This is a genomic window from Streptomyces sp. NPDC006372 (assembly GCF_040612515.1).
Classification (GTDB): Bacteria; Actinomycetota; Actinomycetes; order Streptomycetales; family Streptomycetaceae; genus Streptomyces.
In genome coordinates, this window is sequence record NZ_JBEXQJ010000056.1 from 12,212 (window position 1) to 32,629 (window position 20,418).

Here is a 20,418-nt window from a genome sequence, read left to right on the forward strand (position 1 = left end):
GGCTGACCGAATGCGTGCTGCGCGAGGCGTTGACTAGAAAGCGCTTGCCCCCTACGTTCCGTTCAACAGTGTGACCCGGAAGCGCGCACGGGGCACACACAGCACGTGCGGTGAACAACATGACGAACGTCATTCAGGTACATGACCCACTGGCTCCATGGGCCCATGAAGGCACCACGAAGGGACGCACCCCACATGCGTACTCCCCCACGCACTCGCTTACAGAGATCCACTCTTGCCGTCGCCGCCGCATCCGCCCTGGCGACGGTGGCGGTCCTGGCCGTTCCCCAGCCGGCCGGGGCCGCCGACAGTTCACCCGTCGGGTTCGGCGCGGGCACGACGGGGGGCGGCAACGCCTCGGCGGTCACCGTCTCCACCCTGAGCGCCTTCAAGTCGGCCGTGACCGGTGACTCGGCCAAGGTCGTCCGGGTCAGCGGCCTGATCTCGCTGAGCGGTCAGGTCGACATCGGCTCCAACACGACCGTCCTGGGCGTGGGTTCGTCGTCCGGGTTCACCGGCGGCGGGCTGCGGCTGAAGAAGGTCTCGAACGTCGTCGTCCGCAATCTGAACATCAGCAAGCCGGTCGCGCCCGCCGACGGCATCACCGTCGAGGCGTCCACCAGGGTCTGGATCGACCACAACTCCTTCTCGGCCGACCGGGACCACGACAAGGACCACTACGACGGCCTGCTGGACGTCAACCACGGCGCCGACAACGTCACGGTGTCCTGGAACACCTTCAAGAACCACTTCAAGGGCTCGCTCGTCGGTCACAGCGACAACAACGCGAGCCAGGACACCGGGCACCTGAAGGTGACGTACCACCACAACCACTTCAGCAACGTCTACTCGCGCATCCCCAGCCTGCGCTTCGGCACCGGGCACTTCTACAACAACTACGTCGAGGGTGCCGACACCGCGTGCCACTCGCGCATGGGCGCCCAGATGCTGGTCGAGAACAACGTCTTCCGCTCGACGAAGGTCGCGGTCACCACGAACCGCAGCAGCGACGTCGACGGATACGCCAACCTGCGCGGCAACGACCTCGGTGGAGCCGCGACCGAGGTCTCGCGGGTCGGCACCTTCACCAGCCCGCCGTACAGCTACTCGGCGGAGCCGGCCTCGTCCGTCGTCGCCTCGGTGACGTCGGGCGCGGGCGTCGGAAAGCTCTGACACCCCGTCCGCCCGGACACCCCACATCCGCTCGGACGACACGTCCGCTCAGACGACAGAAGGAATCGGGACATGACTTCTGCGACACGTCCGCGCGCCCGCAGGCGCGCGCTGACCGGGGCGCTGGCCACACTCGGCCTCTCGGTTGGCATGATCATGACCACCAACGCGCCCACGGCGAGCGCAGCCACCTGGCCGACCCCCAACGGCAGCCAGGGGACCTCCTCCACCATCTCCGTGTCCGGCACCAAGGACTACGGGATGAAGCGCTACTACGGCACCGGCGACCTGGCCGGTGACGGCCAGGAGGAGGGCCAGGACCCGATCTTCAAGCTCGCGGACGGCGCGGTGCTGAAGAACGTCATCCTCGGCGCCCCCGCCGCCGACGGCATCCACTGCGAGGGCAGCTGCACACTGCAGAACGTCTGGTGGGAGGACGTCGGCGAGGACGCCGCCACCTTCCGCGGCGGCAACGGCGCCACCTACCAGGTGATCGGCGGCGGTGCGAAGAAGGCGGCGGACAAGGTCTTCCAGCACAACGGCGGCGGCACGCTGACCATCTCCAACTTCGCGGTGCAGGAGTTCAAGACGCTCTACCGTTCCTGCGGTGACTGCTCCACGCAGTACACCCGCAAGGTCAACCTCAACTCCATCGACGTGACGGGCACGGGCTCCACCGCGCGGATCGTCGGCATCAACGTCAACCGCAACGACGTGGCGACACTGCGGGGCATCACGATCCGCAACGACTCCGGCCGCAAGGTCGTGCCCTGCCAGAAGTACAACAACAACACCGCCGTCGGGTCCGGACCCGACAGCAAGAACTGCCTCTACTCCACCTCGGACATCACCTACAGGTAGCCCCTGAGGGCAGTCCCCCCACGGTGAAGACGGCCGTGCGAAACGTCCCGGCGGGCGATTCGCACGGCCGTCGGCCTGCGGCCCGTCGGAGTCATGCGGACCGCGCGCCCACGTCCCGGGACAGCTCCCCCTGGTACTCGGCGTAGGCGGCGCGCAGTTCGGCCCCGGGCCAGTCGGCGGGCAGAAGTGCGGACGGCAGGACGGGATCGGCCAGCAGGTGCCGTACGACGGCGGCGAAGGCGGCCAGGCGGTCGGCCGGGCGCCGCGCACCGGCGATGTGGTCGAGCAGCGCGCGGGCGGTCTCGGACCAGGCGTCCAAGGGCCACAGGGTCGCGGCCAGGTCGCGCCCGGGCCGGTCGGGGCGGGCCGTGTAGTGCTGGGCCACCCGGTCCAGGTCACCGGGCAGGGCGCGGGCCAGGTTGGCGGGCCGGAGCCAGACGCCCTCGCGGAGTTCGGCGAGCCGGAGACCGGTCAGCCGGGCCCGCAGGTCCGCGCGTTCGGCGGGGCCGCGGCCCGTCGCGGTGATCACCACCATCTCCCAGTCGCCGTCCCACGCGCGCGTGCGCGGCCGCACGGCGTCGTCCTGGCGGCGCTGGCGTTCCAGCAACCGGTCGCTGAGGCGGTAGCCGGTGTCCGTGCGCCGCAGATCACCGGCGGCCACCATCCGGCTGAGCGCCGCCCGCAGCGTGGAGCCGCCGACGTCGAAGCCCCGCACCAGCCGCCCGAGCTCCCTGGCCGGCAACTCGGCGGGATGTGTGCCGAGCAGCAGACTCAGCACGACCGACCGCGCGGACAGCGGACGCGGATCGAGCGCGCCGGACCGCGCCGGGACGTTCATCGGCATGGTCACGTACTGTACGCGGCACCCTTGGGTGTTGCAGTATTGCTGCGACCGCAGAATGAGTGCAACACTCGGCATATGGTCTCGACAATCGAGGAACAGCCGGCGCGCACCGGCCCCGCCACCCACGACGTCACCAACCAGGCCCCGCCCCTCGCTCCGTACGACGCCTCCGACGACCGGGCCCTGCTGGAGGGGCTGCGGCGGGAGGGGGCCGGGTGGGCCGAGGAGGAGCTGCGGCGGCTCGGCAGGCGGGCCGGCAGCGCCCAGGCGCAGGAGTGGGCCGACCTGGCCAACCGCCACGAGCCGGAGCTGCGCACCCACGACCGGTACGGCAATCGCGTCGACGAGGTCGAGTTCCACCCGAGCTGGCACCACCTGATGCGCACCGCGATCGCCGAGGGGCTGGCCGCGTCGCCCTGGGCGGACGACCGGCCCGGGGCGCATGTCGCCCGGTCGGCGGGCGGACTGGTGTGGGGGCACACCGAGGCCGGACACGGCTGTCCCACGTCGATGACCTACGCGGCCGTGCCCGCGCTGCGCCGACAGCCGGAGCTGGCGAAGGTCTACGAGCCGCTGCTGACCAGCCGGGAGTACGAGCCCGGTCTCCGGGTGCCCGCGGAGAAGCGGGGCCTGCTGGCGGGCATGGGGATGACCGAGAAGCAGGGCGGCTCCGACGTCCGGACGAACACCACGACGGCCGCGCCCACCGCCGAACCCGGCGTGTACACCCTGCGCGGGCACAAGTGGTTCACCTCGGCGCCGATGTGCGACGTGTTCCTCGTACTGGCCCAGGCCCCGGGTGGCCTGTCCTGCTTCCTGGTGCCGCGCGTACTGCCCGACGGCGCCCGCAACACCTTCCGCATCCAGCGTCTGAAGGACAAGCTGGGCAACCGGTCCAACGCGTCCTCCGAGCCCGAGTTCGACGGGACCGTCGCCTGGCTGGTGGGGCCCGAGGGACAGGGCGTGAAGACCATCATCGAGATGGTCAACTGCACGCGGCTGGACTGCGTGATGATGTCGGCCGCGCTGATGCGCAAGTCCCTCGTCGAGGCGGGGCACCACGCGCGGCACCGCAGCGCGTTCGGCGCCCGGCTGGTCGACCAGCCGGCCATGCGCAACGTGCTGGCCGACCTGGCGCTGGAGTCCGAGGCCGCCACGACCCTCACCCTGCGGCTGGCCGGGGCGGCCGACCGGGCCGTCCGCGGGGACGCCGGGGAGAGCGCGTTCCGCCGGATCGCCACGGCCGTCGGCAAGTACTGGGTGACCAAGCGGGGCCCGGCGTTCACCGCGGAGGCACTGGAGTGCCTCGGCGGCAACGGCTACGTCGAGGACTCGGGCATGCCCCGGCACTACCGCGAGGCTCCCCTGCTGTCCATCTGGGAGGGCTCGGGGAACGTCAACGCCCTCGACGTGCTGCGGGCGCTGAGCCGCGAACCGGGTACCGCCGAGGCCCTGTTCGGTGAGCTCGACCTCGCCCGAGGTGCGGACGCCCGGCTGGACGCGGCCGTGGCACGGCTGAGGAACGGGCTGCCCGAGGCGTCACCGACGACCGCCCGCCGGCTCGTGGAGCAGATGGCCCTGACACTCCAGGCCTCCCTCCTCGTCCGCCATGCCCCGCCGCCGGTCGCCGACGCGTTCTGCGCGACCCGGCTCGGCGGCGACTGGGGGTACGCGTTCGGGACGCTCCCGGCGGCGACGGCCCTCGACGCGATCGTGGAACGCGCGCTTCCCGACCGCGACTGAGTCACCGTCGGCCAACGGGCGCACAGATCGCGCACAGTCATCTCCCGATTCCGCTTCGTTGTCAGTGCCGTGGTGCAGACTCCCCGTCAGTTGGCACTTCGCCTGGGGAGGACAACGTGTTCAGGGGGATCGACGAGGTCGACTGGGCCTCGCTGCGGCATGCGTACGGCAGCGCGGGGGACGTCCCCGGACTGCTCCGGGGACTGGCCTCAGCCGACCCGGCCGTGCGGCAGACCGCGCTCGACGGGATGTACGGCGCCGTGCACCACCGCGGGGACGTGTACGACTCGACGCTCGCCTGTGTTCCGTTTCTCCTCGCCCTCGCGGACCACGAGGAGGTGCGGGACCGGGCGGCGGTCGTGGAACTTCTCGTCAGCATCGGCGGCATCGACGGAGACGGGGAAGGGCACGCCGCGGACGGCTTCGCCGCGCGGGCGAGGGCCGCCCTGCGGGCAGGGGCGGAGGTCTTCGTCCGGCTGGCGGGGGACCCGGACGCCGGGGTCCGCCGGGCTGCTCCGGGGGCACTCGTGCGGTTTCTCGACCGACCGGCGCGGGTGCTCGCCCTGTTGCGGGAGCGGATCACCGTGGAGCGGGACGACCAGGTCCTGCTCGCCCTGATCGAGGGTCTCGGCCTGTTCGCACGGCGGCACCGGTCGGCCGGCGAGGCCCACGCCGCCGAGGCGGTGCGCCTGCTGGTGGCCCTGAGCGAACCCCCGCACGACCCCGGACTGCGGCTCGCCGCGCTCGGCCGGCTCGCGGGCTGCGCCCCGGAGCTGCTCCCCGCGGATCTGGTACCGACCGTCGTCCGGCTGCTCCGGGACAGGTCAGGGCAGCGTTCCGGTGAGCGACGCGCGCAGAACGGTCCCGGCGCGGACACGCTGGCCGGCCGGCTACGGCGGCTGCGCCCTTCGGACGAGGAGGGCTCCCAGCTGCTGCGGACCCTGCACTCCGCGCTCGGCGGCAGGGTGGCCGACCGGCTCGCCCTGCTGTGCGGGCAGTTGACCAGCCCGGACCCTCTCGACCGGTGCAACGCCGTGTGGATGTCGGCCGGACTGCTCCGCGAGTGGCGTACCGGCGCGGAGGAGCCGGTCACCCTCATAGGAGGCCAACTGGGTGCCGAGGAGAGCTGGTTGCACGATGCGGCGGTCGCCGTCCTGGTGGAGCTGTTCGAGCTGGCCGCGCCCGCCGCCGACCACCTCCACGCGCTGGTGGCCTGCCGTCCCGAGCTTCGGATACGGCACGGGGAACGGGGTGGGCCGACGCTGGGCGGGCCGCTCAAGGCGCTGGCCCGGGCCGGGGACGCGCGGGCCACACCGCTGCTGGCCGAGGTGCTGGCGGGACCGGTCGTACCCGACGACCTCGGGATGGTGATACCCCATCTGGGCCGTGCGGCCGGGCCGCTCGCTCCCGCGTTGCGGCGCCGGCTCGCCCGCCTTCCGCTCGACGGCCCCGGGTCGAGGGGGCGAGCCGTTCCTTTGCTGTCCGCTCTCACGGCGCTGGGCGACGCCGAGTCCGTGCCGTCGGTGCTGCGTCTGCTGCGTGGCACGGCGGACGGACCGCGGCTGCCCGACGCCGTCACGGAAGCGGCAGTCCGTGCCGTCGGTGCGTTCGGCAGCGCCGCACACGAGGCGATACCGGACCTGCGGGCACTACTGGACAGCGGCTGCGCCGTCGCGGCCGCGCACGCGCTGTGGTCGGTCACGGGCCAGGCGGACGCCGTGGTGCCCGTGCTGGTCCGGGGGTTGACGGACCAGGGGCAGGGGCGGCGGCGCCGAGCGGCGGCGGATGTACTCGGCCGGCTCGGACCGGCAGCCGACCCGGCTCTGCCCGAGCTGCGCCGGATGACCGGCTCGGGGGACGGGTCGGAACGGGCGGCGGCCGCTTGTGCCGTGTGGCGGATCACCGGAGAGCCGGAGCCGGTTCTTCCCGTCCTTCGCTCGGCATGGGTGGAGCACCCGCGCACGCGCACGATGATCGCCGGGTGTGCGGCGGCGCTGGGCCCCGCCGGAACGCCCGTGCACGACCTGCTGCGAGCGGAGCTCCGGTCCCCGCGACGGCATCGCGCGGACGCCCGCGGCCGCGGCGGCCACGCCCTCCACGCGGACCAGGTGTTGTTGCGCATCTGCCGGGAGGTGCTGGGCGGGTAGGCGGTCCCCCAGGGGCGCCTGCCCGGGGGCCGGCTCCACTCGGGGGCCCTCCCCGGGCAGTCCTACCCGGTGGCAGCCCCACCCGGGGGCAGTCCTACCTGATGGCAGCCCGCCTTTCGGCACCTTCCTCTTCACCCCGTCGTACGGCCCCACATCGGCCCGAAGCGCGACCACTCGGCGTCCCACTGGTCGATGCGACGGCGCTCCAGACGGCGGCGTACCGCGCGGCCGCCCGCGAGTGGCACGGCCGCGGTGAGGAAGCCCGCCACGCCGCCGATCAGCACGGCCCGTATGCGGGCCTGGGCCTCGGTGACGGGTCGGGTCACCTGGCGGCCCTCGCGGTCCGTCCACACGGTGATCGGGGTCCCTGCGGCGCTTCCCGCGAAGACCCGCACCTGGCCGGAGTGCGTGGAGCCGTCCGCGGCGGTCCACCGTGCCTCCGCCCACACGTGTTCGGCACGGGACGCGTCGGCGTTCTCGGCGGTCCTCCCGGGGGCCTTCTCCGCGAGCCGGGCCTCGAGCGGGCGCCACTCGACCCGCTCCCGGGCCAGCCCGTCCTCGACGGAGCGGTTCACGCTCAGGCCGGCCAGCACCCCCACGACCACGGTGAGCGTCCACACGCCCAGCACGACCCAGGCTTCCACCCTGTCGGCGCGGCGCTTGAGCGGATTGCGCCGCCAGCGCCACAGCCACACCTTCGGACCACGTAACGCCATCGAAGGGATCCTCCTCATGAGCGCATGACCATTCCGCCGCCCTCCCCATACGGAAGAGGGCCCCTGGATGCTCACTGCACGTACCTCGGAAAGATCCCGCGTACGGCGCCGGCAGGCCGCTTCCGGTCGTCGACACGGCCCTGACCTGCGCCGGAGCTCTCTCCGGGGGTGACTGTCAGTGGTGGGGTGCAGACTGGCCGGTGTCTGAGACGAGGGCGTCGATGGCGACGCCGCGGAGGTGATCGGCATGACCGAGGTACTGCTCGCCGTGGGCACGCGCAAGGGCCTGTTCATCGGGCGCCGTCGGGGCGGTGGCGCCTGGGAGTTCGACGAGAGCCCCTACTTCAACGCGCAGGCCGTGTACTCGGTCGCCATCGACACCCGGGGGGACACCCCGCGGCTGCTGGCCGGCGGCGACAGCGCGCACTGGGGCCCGTCCGTGTTCCACTCCGACGACCTGGGCCGGACGTGGACCGAACCGGCCCGGCCGGCCGTCAAGTTCCCGAAGGACACGGGCGCGTCCCTGGAGCGGGTGTGGCAGCTGCACCCGGCCGCCGCCGAGCCGGACGTGGTGTACGCGGGCACCGAGCCGGCCGCGCTGTACCGCTCGGCGGACCGCGGGGAGACGTTCGAACTCGTCCGCCCGCTGTGGGAGCATCCGACCAGGTCGAAGTGGATGCCGGGCGGCGGCGGTGAGGGCCTGCACACCGTGCTCACCGACGCGCGCGACCCGGAGACGGTGACGGTCGCCGTCTCGACCGCCGGTGTGTTCCGCACGGTGGACGGCGGCGCGAGCTGGGCGCCCTCGAACTCGGGCGTCTCGGCGGTGTTCCTGCCCGACCCGAACCCCGAGTTCGGCCAGTGCGTGCACAAGGTCGCGCGGGACGCCGCGAACCCGGACCGGCTGTACCTGCAGAACCACTGGGGTGTGTACCGCAGCGACGACGCGGGCGCGCACTGGACGGACATCGGCGAGGGCCTGCCGTCGACGTTCGGTTTCGCGGTGGCCGCGCATCCGCACAGAGGTGACACGGCGTACGTCTTCCCGATCAACGCCGACGCCGACCGTGTCCCCGCCGACCACCGCTGCCGGGTCTACCGGACGACGGACGCGGGCAAGAGCTGGGAGCCGCTCTCGGCGGGACTGCCCCAGGAGGACCACTACGGCACGGTGCTGCGCGACGCCCTGTGCACGGACGACGCCGATCCCGCGGGCGTCTACTTCGGCAACCGCAACGGCGAGGTGTTCGCGTCGGCGGACGACGGCGACAGCTGGCGGCAGCTCGCCTCGCATCTGCCGGACGTGCTGTGCGTACGGGCCGCGCTCGTCGGATGAGGCAAGGAGCATGACGAGGGGCCGCGCGGGTGAATGTCCTCCTCGCGAGTTCTGCTGGAGCCCTCTCGGCCAAGTGGATCGGCATACTGCACGAATGCGGATGCAGCAGAAGATTCCCGCCGTGATCCACCAGACTTGGAAAGACGCCGATGTACCCGCCCAATGGAAGAAATGGGCTGATTCATGGCGCCTGCATCACCCTGACTGGGGTTACCGTTTGTGGACCGACTCCGACAATCGCGCATTCCTCCAGGAGCACTATCCCTGGTTCCTGCCGGTCTACGACGGCTACGCGGAACCCATCATGCGGGCCGACGCAATTCGCTATTTCCTGCTCGACCATTTCGGCGGGCTGTACGTGGATCTGGACTTCGAGTGCCTGAGGCCGATCGAGGAAATCCTTGACGGGCGCGAACTCGTCCTCGGCTGCGAGCCCCAGGCGCACACACAGCTGCTCCTGGCCCGCCGGCGCGGGTTCAGCCGCATCGTCGGCAACGCGTTCATCGCGTCTCGGCCCGGCCACCCCTTCTGGGCTCATGTGCACCGCCAGCTGGTCGGCGCCCACGCCATGCCCGGTGCTCTGGACGCCACGGGCCCCTTCTTCCTCAGCAGAGCGATCGACAGCGCCCCGGAGCCCGCCTCGATCACGATCCTCGGCCCGGAGGTCCTGTACCCCGAGGTGAGTCCCTACGCGGCAGAGCTGTTCGGGCCTCAGAAGGCCGACTACGAGAATGCGCACGCCGTGCACCACTGGTCCGGCAGCTGGATGCGCGACGTCCCCGCCACTCCTCGGACCTCGGCCGGCAAACGGTTCCCGTTCTGGGCGAGCCAGGAGCTGCACCCCGTCGCCGACGGCCTCCTCAACCTGGACGCGCAACGCCGTCGCTGGTCCTCGGGCGCGCCGGCGCCGACGGTGTCATGTCTGATGGTGACGAAGGATCGTTCGTCGACCGCACGCCGCGCGATCACGTGCTTCCGTGCGCAGACGTATCCCAGTCTGGAACTGGTCGTCGTGGAGGACGGCACGGACGACGCCCTGGAGCAGTACCTTCGCGAGCTGGGCGACCCACGGATCCGCCACCACCGGCTCCCCCCGGAAGGGCGGCCGTTGGGCGAACTGCGCAACGAGGCGGTGAGCCGGGCGACCGGCCCCTACGTATGCCAGTGGGACGACGACGACCTGTACGACCCGGAGCGGGTCGAGACCCAGATGGCGGCCATTGCCTCGCTCGGCGCCGAGGCCTGCTTCCTCGCACGTGAACAACTGTGGTGGCCCGCTCGCCACCAGCTCGCGATCTCCTGCGCGCGCGTATGGGAGGGGTCGATGGTGTGCGCCAAGGACCGTCTCCCGCGCTATCCCGCACTGCGCCGGGGCGAGGACACGCCGGTGGCGGAAGAGGTGGTCCGCACCTGCCGGGTGGTGTCGGTCGACGCACCCGAGCTGTACACGTACGTGTGTCACGGCAGCAATACGTTCAACGAGGCCCACTTCGCGGAGCACTTCGACGTGGCGACCGAGGTCTGGTCCGAACCTGGCGCATACGCCGAGCGGCTGCTCACGATGGCGGCACGGCTGCCGATCGAGCCGGAGGACATCGCCCACGCCGAGGTCGATCCTGCCGCTCGAGCCGCCGAGCGAAGAGGGCGGACGGCCCTCGAGCCCGCCCCGGGCCCGGCGAGTGAGCGCCCCCCGGTCCTGGTACTCACCCCTCTCAAGGACGCGGCGGCGTTCCTGCCGGGCTATCTGAAGAACCTTCGCTCACTGGACTACCCGCGCGAGGCGATCTCACTGGGCCTGCTGGAGGGCGACAGCACGGACATGACGCCGGATCTGCTCCGAGAGGTCCTGCCCGGCCTCGAGGCGGAGTTCCGGCGGGTCACCCTCGTCCACCGTGACTTCGGCCTCCAGTTGGCCGGTCCCCGGTGGGAGCCCGGCATCCAGCGCCGGCGCCGATCGGTGCTGGCCAAGGTACGCAACCATCTGCTCTCCCGGGCCCTCGACGACGAGGAGTGGGTGCTGTGGCTCGACGTGGACGTCACGGGCTACCCGGCCGATCTCGTCCAGCGCCTGCTCGGAGCGCGCAAGGACATCGTCGTCCCGCACTGTGCCACGACGACCGGTGGACCCACGTACGACCTCAACACCTTCGTCCTGCACCCCAGGGCCGGCACGCTCAACTGGTCCCAGTGGCTGCGCGACGGCATTCTGCAGCCACCCAGGGGGTTCGGCCGCACATACCTCGACGCGTTGCGCGGGCAAGGGCTCGTCCGCGTCGACTCGGTCGGTGGCACCGCCCTGCTGGTGCGCGCCGATCTCCACCGGGACGGCCTGATCTTCCCCTCCTTCCCGTACCAGCACCTCATCGAGACCGAGGGTCTGGCCGCGATGGCCCGGGACATGGGCACTTCCTGCTGGGCGCTGGCCGACCTGGAAGTGCTGCACCCGCACCACGCCACGGACGCGGCAGGTATGGGGGCCATGGCCCCGTCCTGACCAGGTACACCGCATGGAGTAATCGCTTTGGCGCGCTGAGTAACATCATCCTACGGTGGTGCTACTGCCCCTGCCCCGGAGTTCACGAGCGGCGGAGGGCAACTCCCAGTCCCCGAAGGAAAGGCTCCACCGTGAAAGCCCGTGTCATGTCCTCCCTGGCCCTGCCTGCCGCACTGGCAACCGCCGGACTGCTCAACACCGCGGAGGCGGCCTACGCGGCCACCCTCGGTTCGGACACGCTGACAGCGTCGGCACCGTACACGTACCAAGGGCAGATAGGCGGCGACGTCACCCTCACCTCCGGAGACGGGCACCCCTGCACGCCCATCGGGAACGTCACCGTCACCGACTACGGCCACTGCTGCACGCCCATCGGCAACATGACCGTCACCGACTACGGCCACTGCTGCACGCCCATCGGCAACATGACCGTCACCGACTACGGCCACTGCTGCACGCCGGTGGGCAACATGACCATCTGTGACTACGGGCACCACCAGGAGCACGGACACGGCCACCACGACCAGGTCCCCGGGCGTCAACTGCTCTCCAGCTAGCATCCGGTTGGTCCGCTGCGACGTGGTCCTGGAACAGGGCCAGGGGGGGCGTCGGCGCCCGACGTCGCGGAATCCCGCCGCCCGTACTGCGAATCCCCTCCACCCCGTTCCGTTCCGAAGCGAAAGACGGCGCATGCCCCACAGATCCGACCCTGTGGTCTCGGTGGTCATCCCCTGCCACAACTACGCACGTTATCTGCCCGAGGCGGTGTCCAGCGTCCTCGCCCAGACCTTCCGCGCCTGGGAACTCGTCATCGTCGACGACGGCAGCACCGACGACACGGTCGAGGTGGCCCAGGACCTGGCCGCCCGCCACCCCGACCGGTGCATCCGGCTGCTCCAACAGGCCAATGCCGGAGTCTCCGCCGCGCGCAACACCGGAATCGAGGCCAGTGCCGGCCGTTACATCCTCCCGCTGGACGCCGACGACATGATCGCGCCCACGATGCTGGAGAAGACCGTCGAGGTACTGGACGGTGACCCCGGCATCGCCATCGCCTCAACCGATGTGTTCACCTTCACCGACGACGATCTGCCCCCGCAGGCGATGCCTCTCCCCGCCTACAGCAGAGAACTGCTGCTCCAGCGACTGATCATGTTCTACTGCTCGCTGTACCGCCGTGAAGCGTGGCAGGCCGTGGGCGGGTACGACGAGACCATGAGGGCGGGAGAGGACTGGGACTTCTGGATCGGCTGCGTCGAGCACGGCTTCGACGCCCACCACATCCATGAGCCGCTGTTCGGGGCTCGCAACAAGGACACCGGGCTGCACCTCGAAGCCGCCGAGAACGACCTCGCCATCCGGGCCCGGATCGTGGCCAACCACCCGGACCTGTTCAAGCCGATCACCCGCGGCTGGGCACACGCCGTGCTCACCCAGGACGGGGAAGGCTGCCTGTCGGACGAGCACGTACCCGACGACATCCTCACCCGGGCAGCCGAGATGGACCAGTTCCTCTCCGCGGTCATGGCCCTGCAGCGCACCACGCGGGTGCAGTACTACCACATCCGGCGACTGGAGAAGGCGCTGGCCGCTCAGAGCGGCCTCGCCGGCCCGTCCGTCCCGGAGCGCGAGCCCACCCCGACGACTTCCCCCGTTTGACACGGTGGTCCGGGTCGGTTCCGGGCCACCGCGGTCCCTTCCGGGGACCCTGCGGCAGGCGTGAGGCTCACGGCAGTCGCCAGTCCACCGGCTGCGCGCCCTGCTGCACGAGCAGGTCGTTGGCCCGGCTGAAGGGACGGGAGCCGAAGAAGCCCCGGTCCGCCGACATCGGCGAGGGATGAGCGGACTCGATCGCAGGGAGGTCCCCCAGCAGCGGCCGCAGATTGCGCGCGTCGCGCCCCCACAGAATCGACACCAGCGGCTTCCCCCGTGCCGCCAGCGCCCGGATCGCCTGCTCGGTGACCTCCTCCCAGCCCTTGCCCCGGTGGGCAGCGGGCTTGCGGGGGGCGGTGGTGAGCGCCCTGTTGAGCAACAGCACGCCCTGCCGGGTCCACGGCGTCAGGTCCCCGTTGGACGGCCTGGGCAGCCCCAGGTCGGAGTGCAGCTCCCTGAAGATGTTCTCCAGACTGCCGGGCAGAGAGCGCACCTCGGGCGCCACCGCGAAGCTCAACCCGATCGCCATCCCCGGTGTGGGATAGGGATCCTGACCGACTATCAGGACACGGACGTCATCGAACGGCTGCTGGAAGGCCCGCAGGACGTTCGCGCCAGCCGGAAGGTACGTCCGGCCTGCCGCAATCTCGGCCCGAAGGAAGTCGCCCATCGCCGCGATGCGTTCGGCCGCGGGTTCGAGAGCCTTCGCCCAGCCTGCTTCAACAAGTTCATACAAGGGTCGTGGTGCCACAGCGCGTCACTCTACTGGCACACAGCGAAGCCCCGCACAAGCCGACAGGCCCCCGGCACCAGGGCTCCTTTCGGCGCTACGCTTCCTCCTCGTCGAGGTTTTCGGGTCGGTCGGGCACATCGCGCAACCGGCCACCGGGAAGGAGGGGAACGTGTCGCGTCCAGTGGCCGAGCCACTCCGCCGGGGTCTTCCCGCGTGGCCGGCTCTTCGTCCCGAACGCTTCCTGCTGATCCGCCGAGGCGGCCGACCGGTGGACCGGCGCCTGCCGTGACCGGGGCGTCGGGCGGCTCCGGCTTCCTCGCCGTGGACTCCGGCGGGTCCGGACTGCGGGTGGTCGTGGGGACCGCCGAGCGCGGACCGCTGGCCCGGCGGGCGTCCACCGAGCCGGTACGCACGGGAGACCGGGGCATCGACCCCGAACACTTCATGGCACAACTCGTGCCGTTGGTGAGCGCCTTGACCACAGAGGCCGGGCCGGTGCGCCTGACCGCCGCCGTCGTGGGCGCGACCGGGCTGGCCTCGCTCGGTGACGCGCTGCGCGCCGAACTTCCGGATGCCCTCGCCCGGCGGTTCGGGGTGCGCAGGGTCGCGCTGGCCGCCGATGCCGTGACCGCGTACGTGGGAGCCCTCGGGCCCCGGCCGGGTGCCGTGATCGCCGGGGGTACGGGGCTGATCGCGATCGGCACCGACCTGGCCGGGTGGCGCCGGGCGGACGGCTGGGGACACCTGCTCGGGGACTGCGGGGGCGGTGCCTGGATCGGGCGGGCCGGGCTGGAGGCCGCGCTGCGCGCCCACGACGGGCGCGAGGGCGGCTCGGCTCGGTTGCTGGCGTGCGCCGAGGAGGTGTTCGGACCGGCGGCGGGGCTTCCCGGCGCGCTGTATCCGCGGCCGGACCGGCCCGCCGTCCTCGCCTCCTTCGCGCCCCGCGTGGCCGCCTGCGCGGACGGGGATCCCGTCGCGGCGGGCATCCTGCGTGCGGCCGCCCGCCACATGGCCGATTCCGCGGCGGCCGTGTGCCCCACCGGCGGTGCGCCCCGCCTCGCCGCGACCGGCGGTCTGTTCAAGATGGGCGACCCGCTCCTCGTCCCGCTGGACGAGGAGCTCGCGAAGCGGCTCCCGCACGCGCGGCGGGTGCCGGCCGAGGGCGATCCGCTGCACGGCTCGGTGCGCCTCGCGGCCGAGCTGACCGCCGGTCCGCTCACGCTGCCGGGTGACGAGGCCATGCTGTGTGTGACGACGCCGTGTGTGACGGCCCAGTCGGGCGAGGGAGACGATCACGTCTGATCCGTACGTAACTCAATCCGTACGTAACTCATCAGACAAAACAGGACGGATACCGCTCACCTGCCCCCTCCCCGAACAGGGGAGCCCAAGAAACCAGTAACATGCGGCGCCATGAGTTCCCCCACTGGACCCGAGTCCGGCCTGCCAGTACGAATGCCGCGACCCCGCCAGCCCGGACGGCACCGCCGCCCCGAGCCGCTGGTGGCTCCGGAGGGCGCGCCGGCGCTCGTCCTCGCCGTGCCGGGCACGCCCAGTAGCGCCACGCGCAGCCTCGCCGAAGAGGTCGTGAGCATCGCCCGCTCCGAGCTGCCCGGCCTCGACGCCCGCATCGGGTACCTCGACGGGGACAACGCGGAGTTCCCCTCGCTGCAGGCCGTGCTCGTGCGCGCCGCCGAGGAGCGCACCGCCCGCTTCGAGCAGGCGCGCGCCGCCGGCATGGACGTCAGGGAACCCGACGGGCCCGTAGCCGTCGTCGTGCCGCTGCTCGCCGGTCCGGACAGTGCGCTGCTGCGCCGGGCCCGCCAGGCCGTCATGGAGAGCCGTATCGCCGCCGAGCTGACCGACGTCCTCGGCCCGCACCCGCTGCTCGCGGAGGCGCTGCACGTGCGGCTCTCCGAGGCCGGTCTGGCCCGTGCGGACCGTGCGCGGCTGTTCACGGTGGCCACCGCCGCCGACGGCATCATCCTGGCCTCCGTGGGTGGTGACGAGGCCGTGCAGGCGGCCGGGATCACCGGCATGCTGCTCGCCGCGCGCCTCGCGGTGCCGGTGATGGCGGCGGCCCTGGACCAGGAGGGTTCCATCGCGTCCGTCGCGGATCAGCTGCGCTCCTCGGGTTCGCAGCAGCTGGCTCTCGCGCCGTATCTGATCGGTCCGGAGATCGAGCCGGGGCTGGTCGCGGAGGCGGCGAAGGAGGCGGAGTGCTCCGCGGCGGAGTCGCTCGGGCCGTACCCGGCGATCGGGAAGCTGGCCCTGGCCAAGTACACGACGGCGTTGGGGATCACGCCGCAGCAGGTTCAGGGGACGCCGGTTCGCTGACGTTTCCCAACCGGATGACGAGGCCCGCTCCGGCCTGGGGCGGGCCTTCGCCGTTGGCGTATGGAGTCGCCGAGCCGGGTGCGGGTGCGTTGTGGCTGGTCGCGCCCACGCGGCCGAGCCGCACATCGGCACAGCCCCGCGCCCGTGGGGCCGGTCAGCCGAACACCACGCAGGACGCCGCCGTCACCCTGATCGAGCCGGCGCGTCCGGGGACGCCCGTGCCGGGGTCGACGGCGAACCAGGTCACATCGCCCGAGCGCTCGTTGGCCACGTACAGGAAGCCGTCGGTGGCGGTGAGGGCGCGTGGCCAGCGGCCGCCGCAGGGAACGGTGGTGACCAGGCGGAGCTGCTCCCCCTCGACGGCGAGGACGGACAGGAGGTCCACGCCACGGGTGGCGGTCCACACGTAGCGTCCGTCGGGCGAGGTGGCGATGCCCGACGGCCAGGCGTCGCGTGCCGGTGCCTCGGGCAGCACCGGAGTCTCGGTCAGCGGTGTGAGCAGCCCCTCGGCCGCGTCCCAGCGGCAGACGGTGACGGAGGGACTGAGTTCGTTGACGACGTACGCGTACGAGCCGTCCGGGTGGAAGGCCAGGTGGCGTGGGCCCGAGCCGGGCCGCAGGGCGGTCTCCCGGTGCAGGACCGGGGCGCCGTCCGCCAGCACGCACACGCGTACCGAGTCGGTGCCGAGGTCGACGCTGACGGCCCAGCGGCCGCTCGGGTCGGGCTGCACCTGGTGGGCGTGCGGGCCCTGCTGGCGTGGCGTGTGCGGGCCTGCGCCCCGGTGCCGGAGCACACCGGAGGCGGAGCGCTCGAGGGTGCCGTCGAGGCGGACGGGGACGGCGGTGACGCTGCCCGAGCCGTAGTTGGCGGTCAGGACGTGTCCGGCGAACAGACCGAGGTGGGTCGGCCCGTTGCCGTCGACCGGCACGGGCGGCCCGGCCGGCTCAAGCTTGTCCCCGTCCACCCGGTACGCGGCCACGGCACCGTCGGCCGTCTCGCTGACGGCGTAGAGCGTGTCGCCGTCGGGCGCGAGGGCCAGGTAGGAGGGGTCGGGGACGGTGATCAGGCCGCTCAGGACGGTCAGCGCACCGCTGTCCGGGTCGACGGCCGCCGTCACGATCCCGGGTCCGCCGGCCGCCGTGAACGACCCGATGAACGCCCGTCGCCTGCCACCGTCCGCCATCGCTGTTTCCTCTCGTCCCCGAGCCGTCCTGAACGACCGCGCAGTCGATCATGCGCGGTCTAGACCAGACGGTCAAGAGTGCGGCGGACCGGGCGACGCTCAGGCCCCGACCAACGGCGATCCCGAGGGCGTACGCAGCGGCCGGGCGAGTTCCGCCAGGGCCCGTTCCAGGCCGTGCAGATGAGCGAGGGCCGGTTCCGTCGCCGCCGGGCCGTCCGCCAGGGCCGAGACGTCCCCGCCCTCCGTGAGCGCCTCGACCGCGGCCTGTACCCGCCAGCAGGCGGCGGCGAGGCGGGCGTCGTGGGAGGCTTCCGGGTCGGCGGCGACGGAGACCAGGCCGCGGATCTCCCGGGCGCAGTCGTCGAGCAGGGCGAGCACGTGCCGGGCCCGCCGCTTGCGGCCGAGCATCGGGTTCAGGGGATGGACCAGCGGGGCGACGGAGAGCCGCACCCGGGCGAGCAGCTGCTCCAGCTCGGCCACGTGCGGGGCGGGGTCGGCGTCGGCCGCTCCCGCCAGACGCCGGGCGGTCTCGGAGGCGCAGCCGTGGACGCAGCGCAGGGCCCGCTGGATCCAGGCGTCGGTGACGCTGTGGGTGGTGACGGGCAGGACGAGGATCACGGCCAGGGCGGCGCCCAGCGCCCCGACGCCGGTCTCGGCGAGCCGAAGGGCGAGCAAACCCGGGCCGAGCACGCCGAGGAGGCCGTAGAGCAGCCCGGCGAGGAGGGTGACCCAGAGCATCATCCAGGTGTAGGAGACGGCGGCCGTGTAGAAGATGCCGAAGACGCAGACGGCGGCGAGCACGGCCGTGACGGCCGGGGCCCCGTGCACCGGCATGGCGACGAGCAGGCCGAGGGCGATGCCGATGACCGTGCCGAGCAGCCGCCGGAAGCCTCGGACCAGGGTCTCGCCGCGTGAGGCGGTGTTGACGAAGATCCACCACGTGGCGCCGACGGCCCAGTACCAGCGCTGACCGGACACCAGCTGCCCGACGACGAGGGCGAAGCCCGCTCCGGCGGTGGCCTGGACGGCCTGCCGGGTGGTCACCCGGGCCAGGCCGGTGCCGCCGGGCGGTGCGGGCACCGCGGGCGGGGGCAGCCTGCGTTCGTAGCACCACAGGCCGAAGCGCACCGCGGCGGCGGCGAGGACGGACAGCAGGACGGCGGCGTACAGCTCGGGCAGGCGGCCGGTGGTGGCATGCAGGAACTGCGCCACGAAGAAGGTCATGAACGCGAACACGCCGAGGCTGTGTCCGCGCGGGCCCCAGCGGCGCGCGTACACGCCCGCGCCGACCACGGCGAGGAAGGTCAGGTCCCGGGCCACCGGGTGGGCGTGCAGTAGGGCCGCGGCGGTGAGCACGGGCAGTCCGACGGCGGGCAGCAGTGCGGTGGTGACCGCCTGGCCACGGACGGTGGCGTCGGTGACGGTGAACAGGGCGAGCAGGGCGGCGAGGCCGCCGGTGACGGTGCCCGCCAGGGAGTGTCCGGCGAGGCCGCACACGGCGACCGCGAGTGCGATACCGAGCACGGCCCGGGAGGCGAACCGCAACCGCGTCCGCCCCGGATCCGGAGCCATGAACACCCTCTTCAGCACCGCTTACCGCCCCCTTCGCCCACCGGCCATGAGAAAGCATGAAAAAGGCGCCGCGGAGTCCGCAGCGCCATCGACGCGTCCATATCAGCATCCCGGACGCCACTGGCTCAACAGGCACCTTTTAGACTGGGCCATTGGTACAGCCGCAGCGACCCGGCAACGGCCGCGACAGAGCCAACGGACGAGGAGGCCGGGGCATGCCCGTGGACGAGCTCGACACCCGCATCCTGCGGCTGCTGCTGGAGCAGCCGCGCACGAGCGTGCGGGAGTACGCCCGCACCCTCGGCGTCGCCCGGGGCACGCTCCAGGCCCGGCTCGACCGCCTGGAGCGCGAGGGGGTGATCACCGGCACGGCACCGGCCCTCTCCCCCGCCGCGCTCGGGCATCCGGTGCTGGCGTTCGTGCACATCGAGGTCACCCAGGGCCATCTCGACGAGGTGGGCGACGCGCTGGCGGCGGTGCCGGAGATCGTCGAGGCGTTCTCCATCACGGGCGGCGGGGACCTGCTGGCCCGGGTCGTGGCGCGGGACAACGCCCACCTCGAAGACGTCGTCCAGAAGCTGATCAGCATGCCCGGGGTGGTCCGCACCCGCACCGAGGTCGCCCTGCGCGAACGTGTCACCCACCGGATGCTTCCGCTGGTGGAGTCCCTCGGGCGCGCGGCCCGGACCTGACCCCTCGCCGTCTGCGGGATCAGGGGCTTTGACATGCTGCCACCATGAGCAATCTCGGCGGCGTGACGGTCATCTTCGACCTCGACGGAACGCTCGTGGACAGCGAGCCGAACTACTACGAAGCAGGCCGGCAGACCCTCGCCGAGCACGGCGTCCCCGACTTCAGCTGGGCCGACCACGAGCGGTACGTGGGCATCAGCACGCAGGAGACGGTGGCGGACTGGAAGGAGCGGTACGGTCTGCGGGCCTCCGTGGAGGAGCTGTTCGCCGACAAGAACCGCCGCTATCTGGAGCTCGCCCGCAGCTCCACGCGCGCCTATCCCGAGATGTGCGAGTTCGTCGAGCTGCTGGCGGCCGAGGGCGTGCCCATGGCCGTGGCATCGGGTTCCTCGCCCGAGGCCATCGAGGCCGCCCTGGTGGGTACGGGCCTGGACGCCCGGCTGCGGACCGTCGTCTCGGCCGACGAGGTCGCACACGGCAAGCCGGCCCCCGACGTCTTCCTGGAGGCGGCCCGCCGGCTCGGCGCCGACCCGGCGGAGTGCGTCGTGCTGGAGGACGCCGCCCCGGGCGCCGCCGCCGCACACGCGGCCGGTATGCGGTGCATCGCCGTCCCGTACGTCCCGGCGCAGGCGGACGCCCCGGAGTTCGCCACCGCCGGGCTGCTTCTGCGGGGCGGTCAGGAGGAGTTCACGGCGCGGGCGGCGTACGACTGGCTCGTGCGCTCGGCCGCTCTTTCCTGAACTCGCCTCTCCCGACCCGTTGACGCTCCCCCGTCCCCTCCCTAGGGTCTGGTCGATCAATCGCACAGCGTTCGACATTTCGACCACATGTGAGTACGTGGACACGCGGAGGCGCACACATGGCTCGGCCCCTCTCCAGCCCGGCCGCGTTCACCGTCTGGGTGTCCGTGCCCGTGGACGAGGAGAAGTCACTG

The 20,418-nt window shown here is 72.1% G+C and carries 17 protein-coding genes; 12 read left to right on the forward strand and 5 right to left on the reverse strand.

The window, feature by feature from the left end; translation table 11 throughout:
- The first annotated feature begins 195 nt into the window (after nucleotides 1–195).
- Both ABZ016_RS40705 and ABZ016_RS40710 read left to right on the forward strand, forming a co-directional pair.
- Nucleotides 196–1,173: a polysaccharide lyase family 1 protein gene (locus tag ABZ016_RS40705; RefSeq protein ID WP_356921818.1), complete on the forward strand. Its 978-nt coding sequence runs from the start codon at nucleotides 196–198 to the stop codon at nucleotides 1,171–1,173.
- Nucleotides 1,174–1,245: 72 nt separating this feature from the next.
- Entirely contained in the window at nucleotides 1,246–2,034 is a 789-nt protein-coding gene (locus tag ABZ016_RS40710) for a pectate lyase (RefSeq protein ID WP_356921819.1), read from the forward strand.
- A 91-nt stretch (nucleotides 2,035–2,125) separates the two neighbouring features.
- Here ABZ016_RS40710 and ABZ016_RS40715 read toward each other — a convergent pair whose 3' ends face one another.
- Nucleotides 2,126–2,878: a PaaX family transcriptional regulator C-terminal domain-containing protein gene (locus ABZ016_RS40715; protein WP_356921820.1), complete on the reverse strand. Its 753-nt coding sequence runs from the start codon at nucleotides 2,876–2,878 to the stop codon at nucleotides 2,126–2,128.
- A 75-nt stretch (nucleotides 2,879–2,953) separates the two neighbouring features.
- Between ABZ016_RS40715 and ABZ016_RS40720 the strand changes: the two genes are divergently transcribed.
- On the forward strand, nucleotides 2,954–4,621 hold the full coding sequence (locus tag ABZ016_RS40720; RefSeq protein ID WP_356921821.1) for an acyl-CoA dehydrogenase family protein: 1,668 nt from the start codon (nucleotides 2,954–2,956) through the stop codon (nucleotides 4,619–4,621).
- 116 nt (nucleotides 4,622–4,737) lie between these two features.
- Nucleotides 4,738–6,768, forward strand: coding sequence for a HEAT repeat domain-containing protein (locus ABZ016_RS40725; protein WP_356921822.1), 2,031 nt, complete (start codon nucleotides 4,738–4,740; stop codon nucleotides 6,766–6,768).
- Nucleotides 6,769–6,899: 131 nt separating this feature from the next.
- On the opposite strand, the gene ABZ016_RS40730 is transcribed toward ABZ016_RS40725, so the two are convergent.
- On the reverse strand, nucleotides 6,900–7,484 hold the full coding sequence (locus tag ABZ016_RS40730; protein ID WP_356921823.1) for a hypothetical protein: 585 nt from the start codon (nucleotides 7,482–7,484) through the stop codon (nucleotides 6,900–6,902).
- A gap of 238 nt (nucleotides 7,485–7,722) precedes the next feature.
- Here ABZ016_RS40730 and ABZ016_RS40735 point away from each other — a divergent pair, with 238 nt between their 5' ends.
- From ABZ016_RS40735 to ABZ016_RS40750, 4 genes are all read left to right on the forward strand, one after another.
- The gene (locus tag ABZ016_RS40735) at nucleotides 7,723–8,820 is read left to right on the forward strand and encodes an exo-alpha-sialidase (protein WP_356921824.1); all 1,098 of its coding nucleotides are present in this window, start codon (nucleotides 7,723–7,725) and stop codon (nucleotides 8,818–8,820) included.
- A 100-nt stretch (nucleotides 8,821–8,920) separates the two neighbouring features.
- Nucleotides 8,921–11,314 carry a glycosyltransferase gene (locus ABZ016_RS40740; RefSeq protein WP_356921835.1) on the forward strand — a complete coding sequence of 798 codons (2,394 nt, stop codon included), beginning with the start codon at nucleotides 8,921–8,923 and terminating at the stop codon, nucleotides 11,312–11,314.
- A gap of 131 nt (nucleotides 11,315–11,445) precedes the next feature.
- Nucleotides 11,446–11,871, forward strand: a complete 426-nt coding sequence (locus ABZ016_RS40745) for a hypothetical protein (protein WP_356921825.1) — start codon at nucleotides 11,446–11,448, stop codon at nucleotides 11,869–11,871.
- A gap of 133 nt (nucleotides 11,872–12,004) precedes the next feature.
- Entirely contained in the window at nucleotides 12,005–12,973 is a 969-nt protein-coding gene (locus ABZ016_RS40750) for a glycosyltransferase family A protein (protein WP_356921826.1), read from the forward strand.
- 67 nt (nucleotides 12,974–13,040) lie between these two features.
- Here the strand turns inward: ABZ016_RS40750 and ABZ016_RS40755 are convergent, their stop codons facing one another.
- On the reverse strand, nucleotides 13,041–13,718 hold the full coding sequence (locus ABZ016_RS40755) for a uracil-DNA glycosylase (protein WP_356921827.1): 678 nt from the start codon (nucleotides 13,716–13,718) through the stop codon (nucleotides 13,041–13,043).
- Nucleotides 13,719–13,985: 267 nt separating this feature from the next.
- On the opposite strand from ABZ016_RS40755, the gene ABZ016_RS40760 reads away from it, so the two are divergent.
- Entirely contained in the window at nucleotides 13,986–15,002 is a 1,017-nt protein-coding gene (locus tag ABZ016_RS40760; RefSeq protein ID WP_356921828.1) for a BadF/BadG/BcrA/BcrD ATPase family protein, read from the forward strand.
- Nucleotides 15,003–15,113: 111 nt separating this feature from the next.
- Nucleotides 15,114–16,037 carry a hypothetical protein gene (locus ABZ016_RS40765; RefSeq protein WP_356921829.1) on the forward strand — a complete coding sequence of 308 codons (924 nt, stop codon included), beginning with the start codon at nucleotides 15,114–15,116 and terminating at the stop codon, nucleotides 16,035–16,037.
- A 154-nt stretch (nucleotides 16,038–16,191) separates the two neighbouring features.
- Here ABZ016_RS40765 and ABZ016_RS40770 read toward each other — a convergent pair whose 3' ends face one another.
- Together ABZ016_RS40770 and ABZ016_RS40775 are read right to left on the reverse strand one after the other, a co-directional pair.
- Nucleotides 16,192–17,220, reverse strand: a complete 1,029-nt coding sequence (locus ABZ016_RS40770) for a lactonase family protein (protein WP_356921830.1) — start codon at nucleotides 17,218–17,220, stop codon at nucleotides 16,192–16,194.
- A 99-nt stretch (nucleotides 17,221–17,319) separates the two neighbouring features.
- Nucleotides 17,320–18,810: an FUSC family protein gene (locus ABZ016_RS40775; protein WP_356921831.1), complete on the reverse strand. Its 1,491-nt coding sequence runs from the start codon at nucleotides 18,808–18,810 to the stop codon at nucleotides 17,320–17,322.
- A gap of 197 nt (nucleotides 18,811–19,007) precedes the next feature.
- Between ABZ016_RS40775 and ABZ016_RS40780 the strand changes: the two genes are divergently transcribed.
- Both ABZ016_RS40780 and ABZ016_RS40785 read left to right on the forward strand, forming a co-directional pair.
- The gene (locus ABZ016_RS40780; protein ID WP_356921832.1) at nucleotides 19,008–19,484 is read left to right on the forward strand and encodes an Lrp/AsnC family transcriptional regulator; all 477 of its coding nucleotides are present in this window, start codon (nucleotides 19,008–19,010) and stop codon (nucleotides 19,482–19,484) included.
- A 44-nt stretch (nucleotides 19,485–19,528) separates the two neighbouring features.
- Nucleotides 19,529–20,224, forward strand: a complete 696-nt coding sequence (locus ABZ016_RS40785; protein WP_356921833.1) for an HAD family phosphatase — start codon at nucleotides 19,529–19,531, stop codon at nucleotides 20,222–20,224.
- Nucleotides 20,225–20,418: the final 194 nt, after the last annotated feature.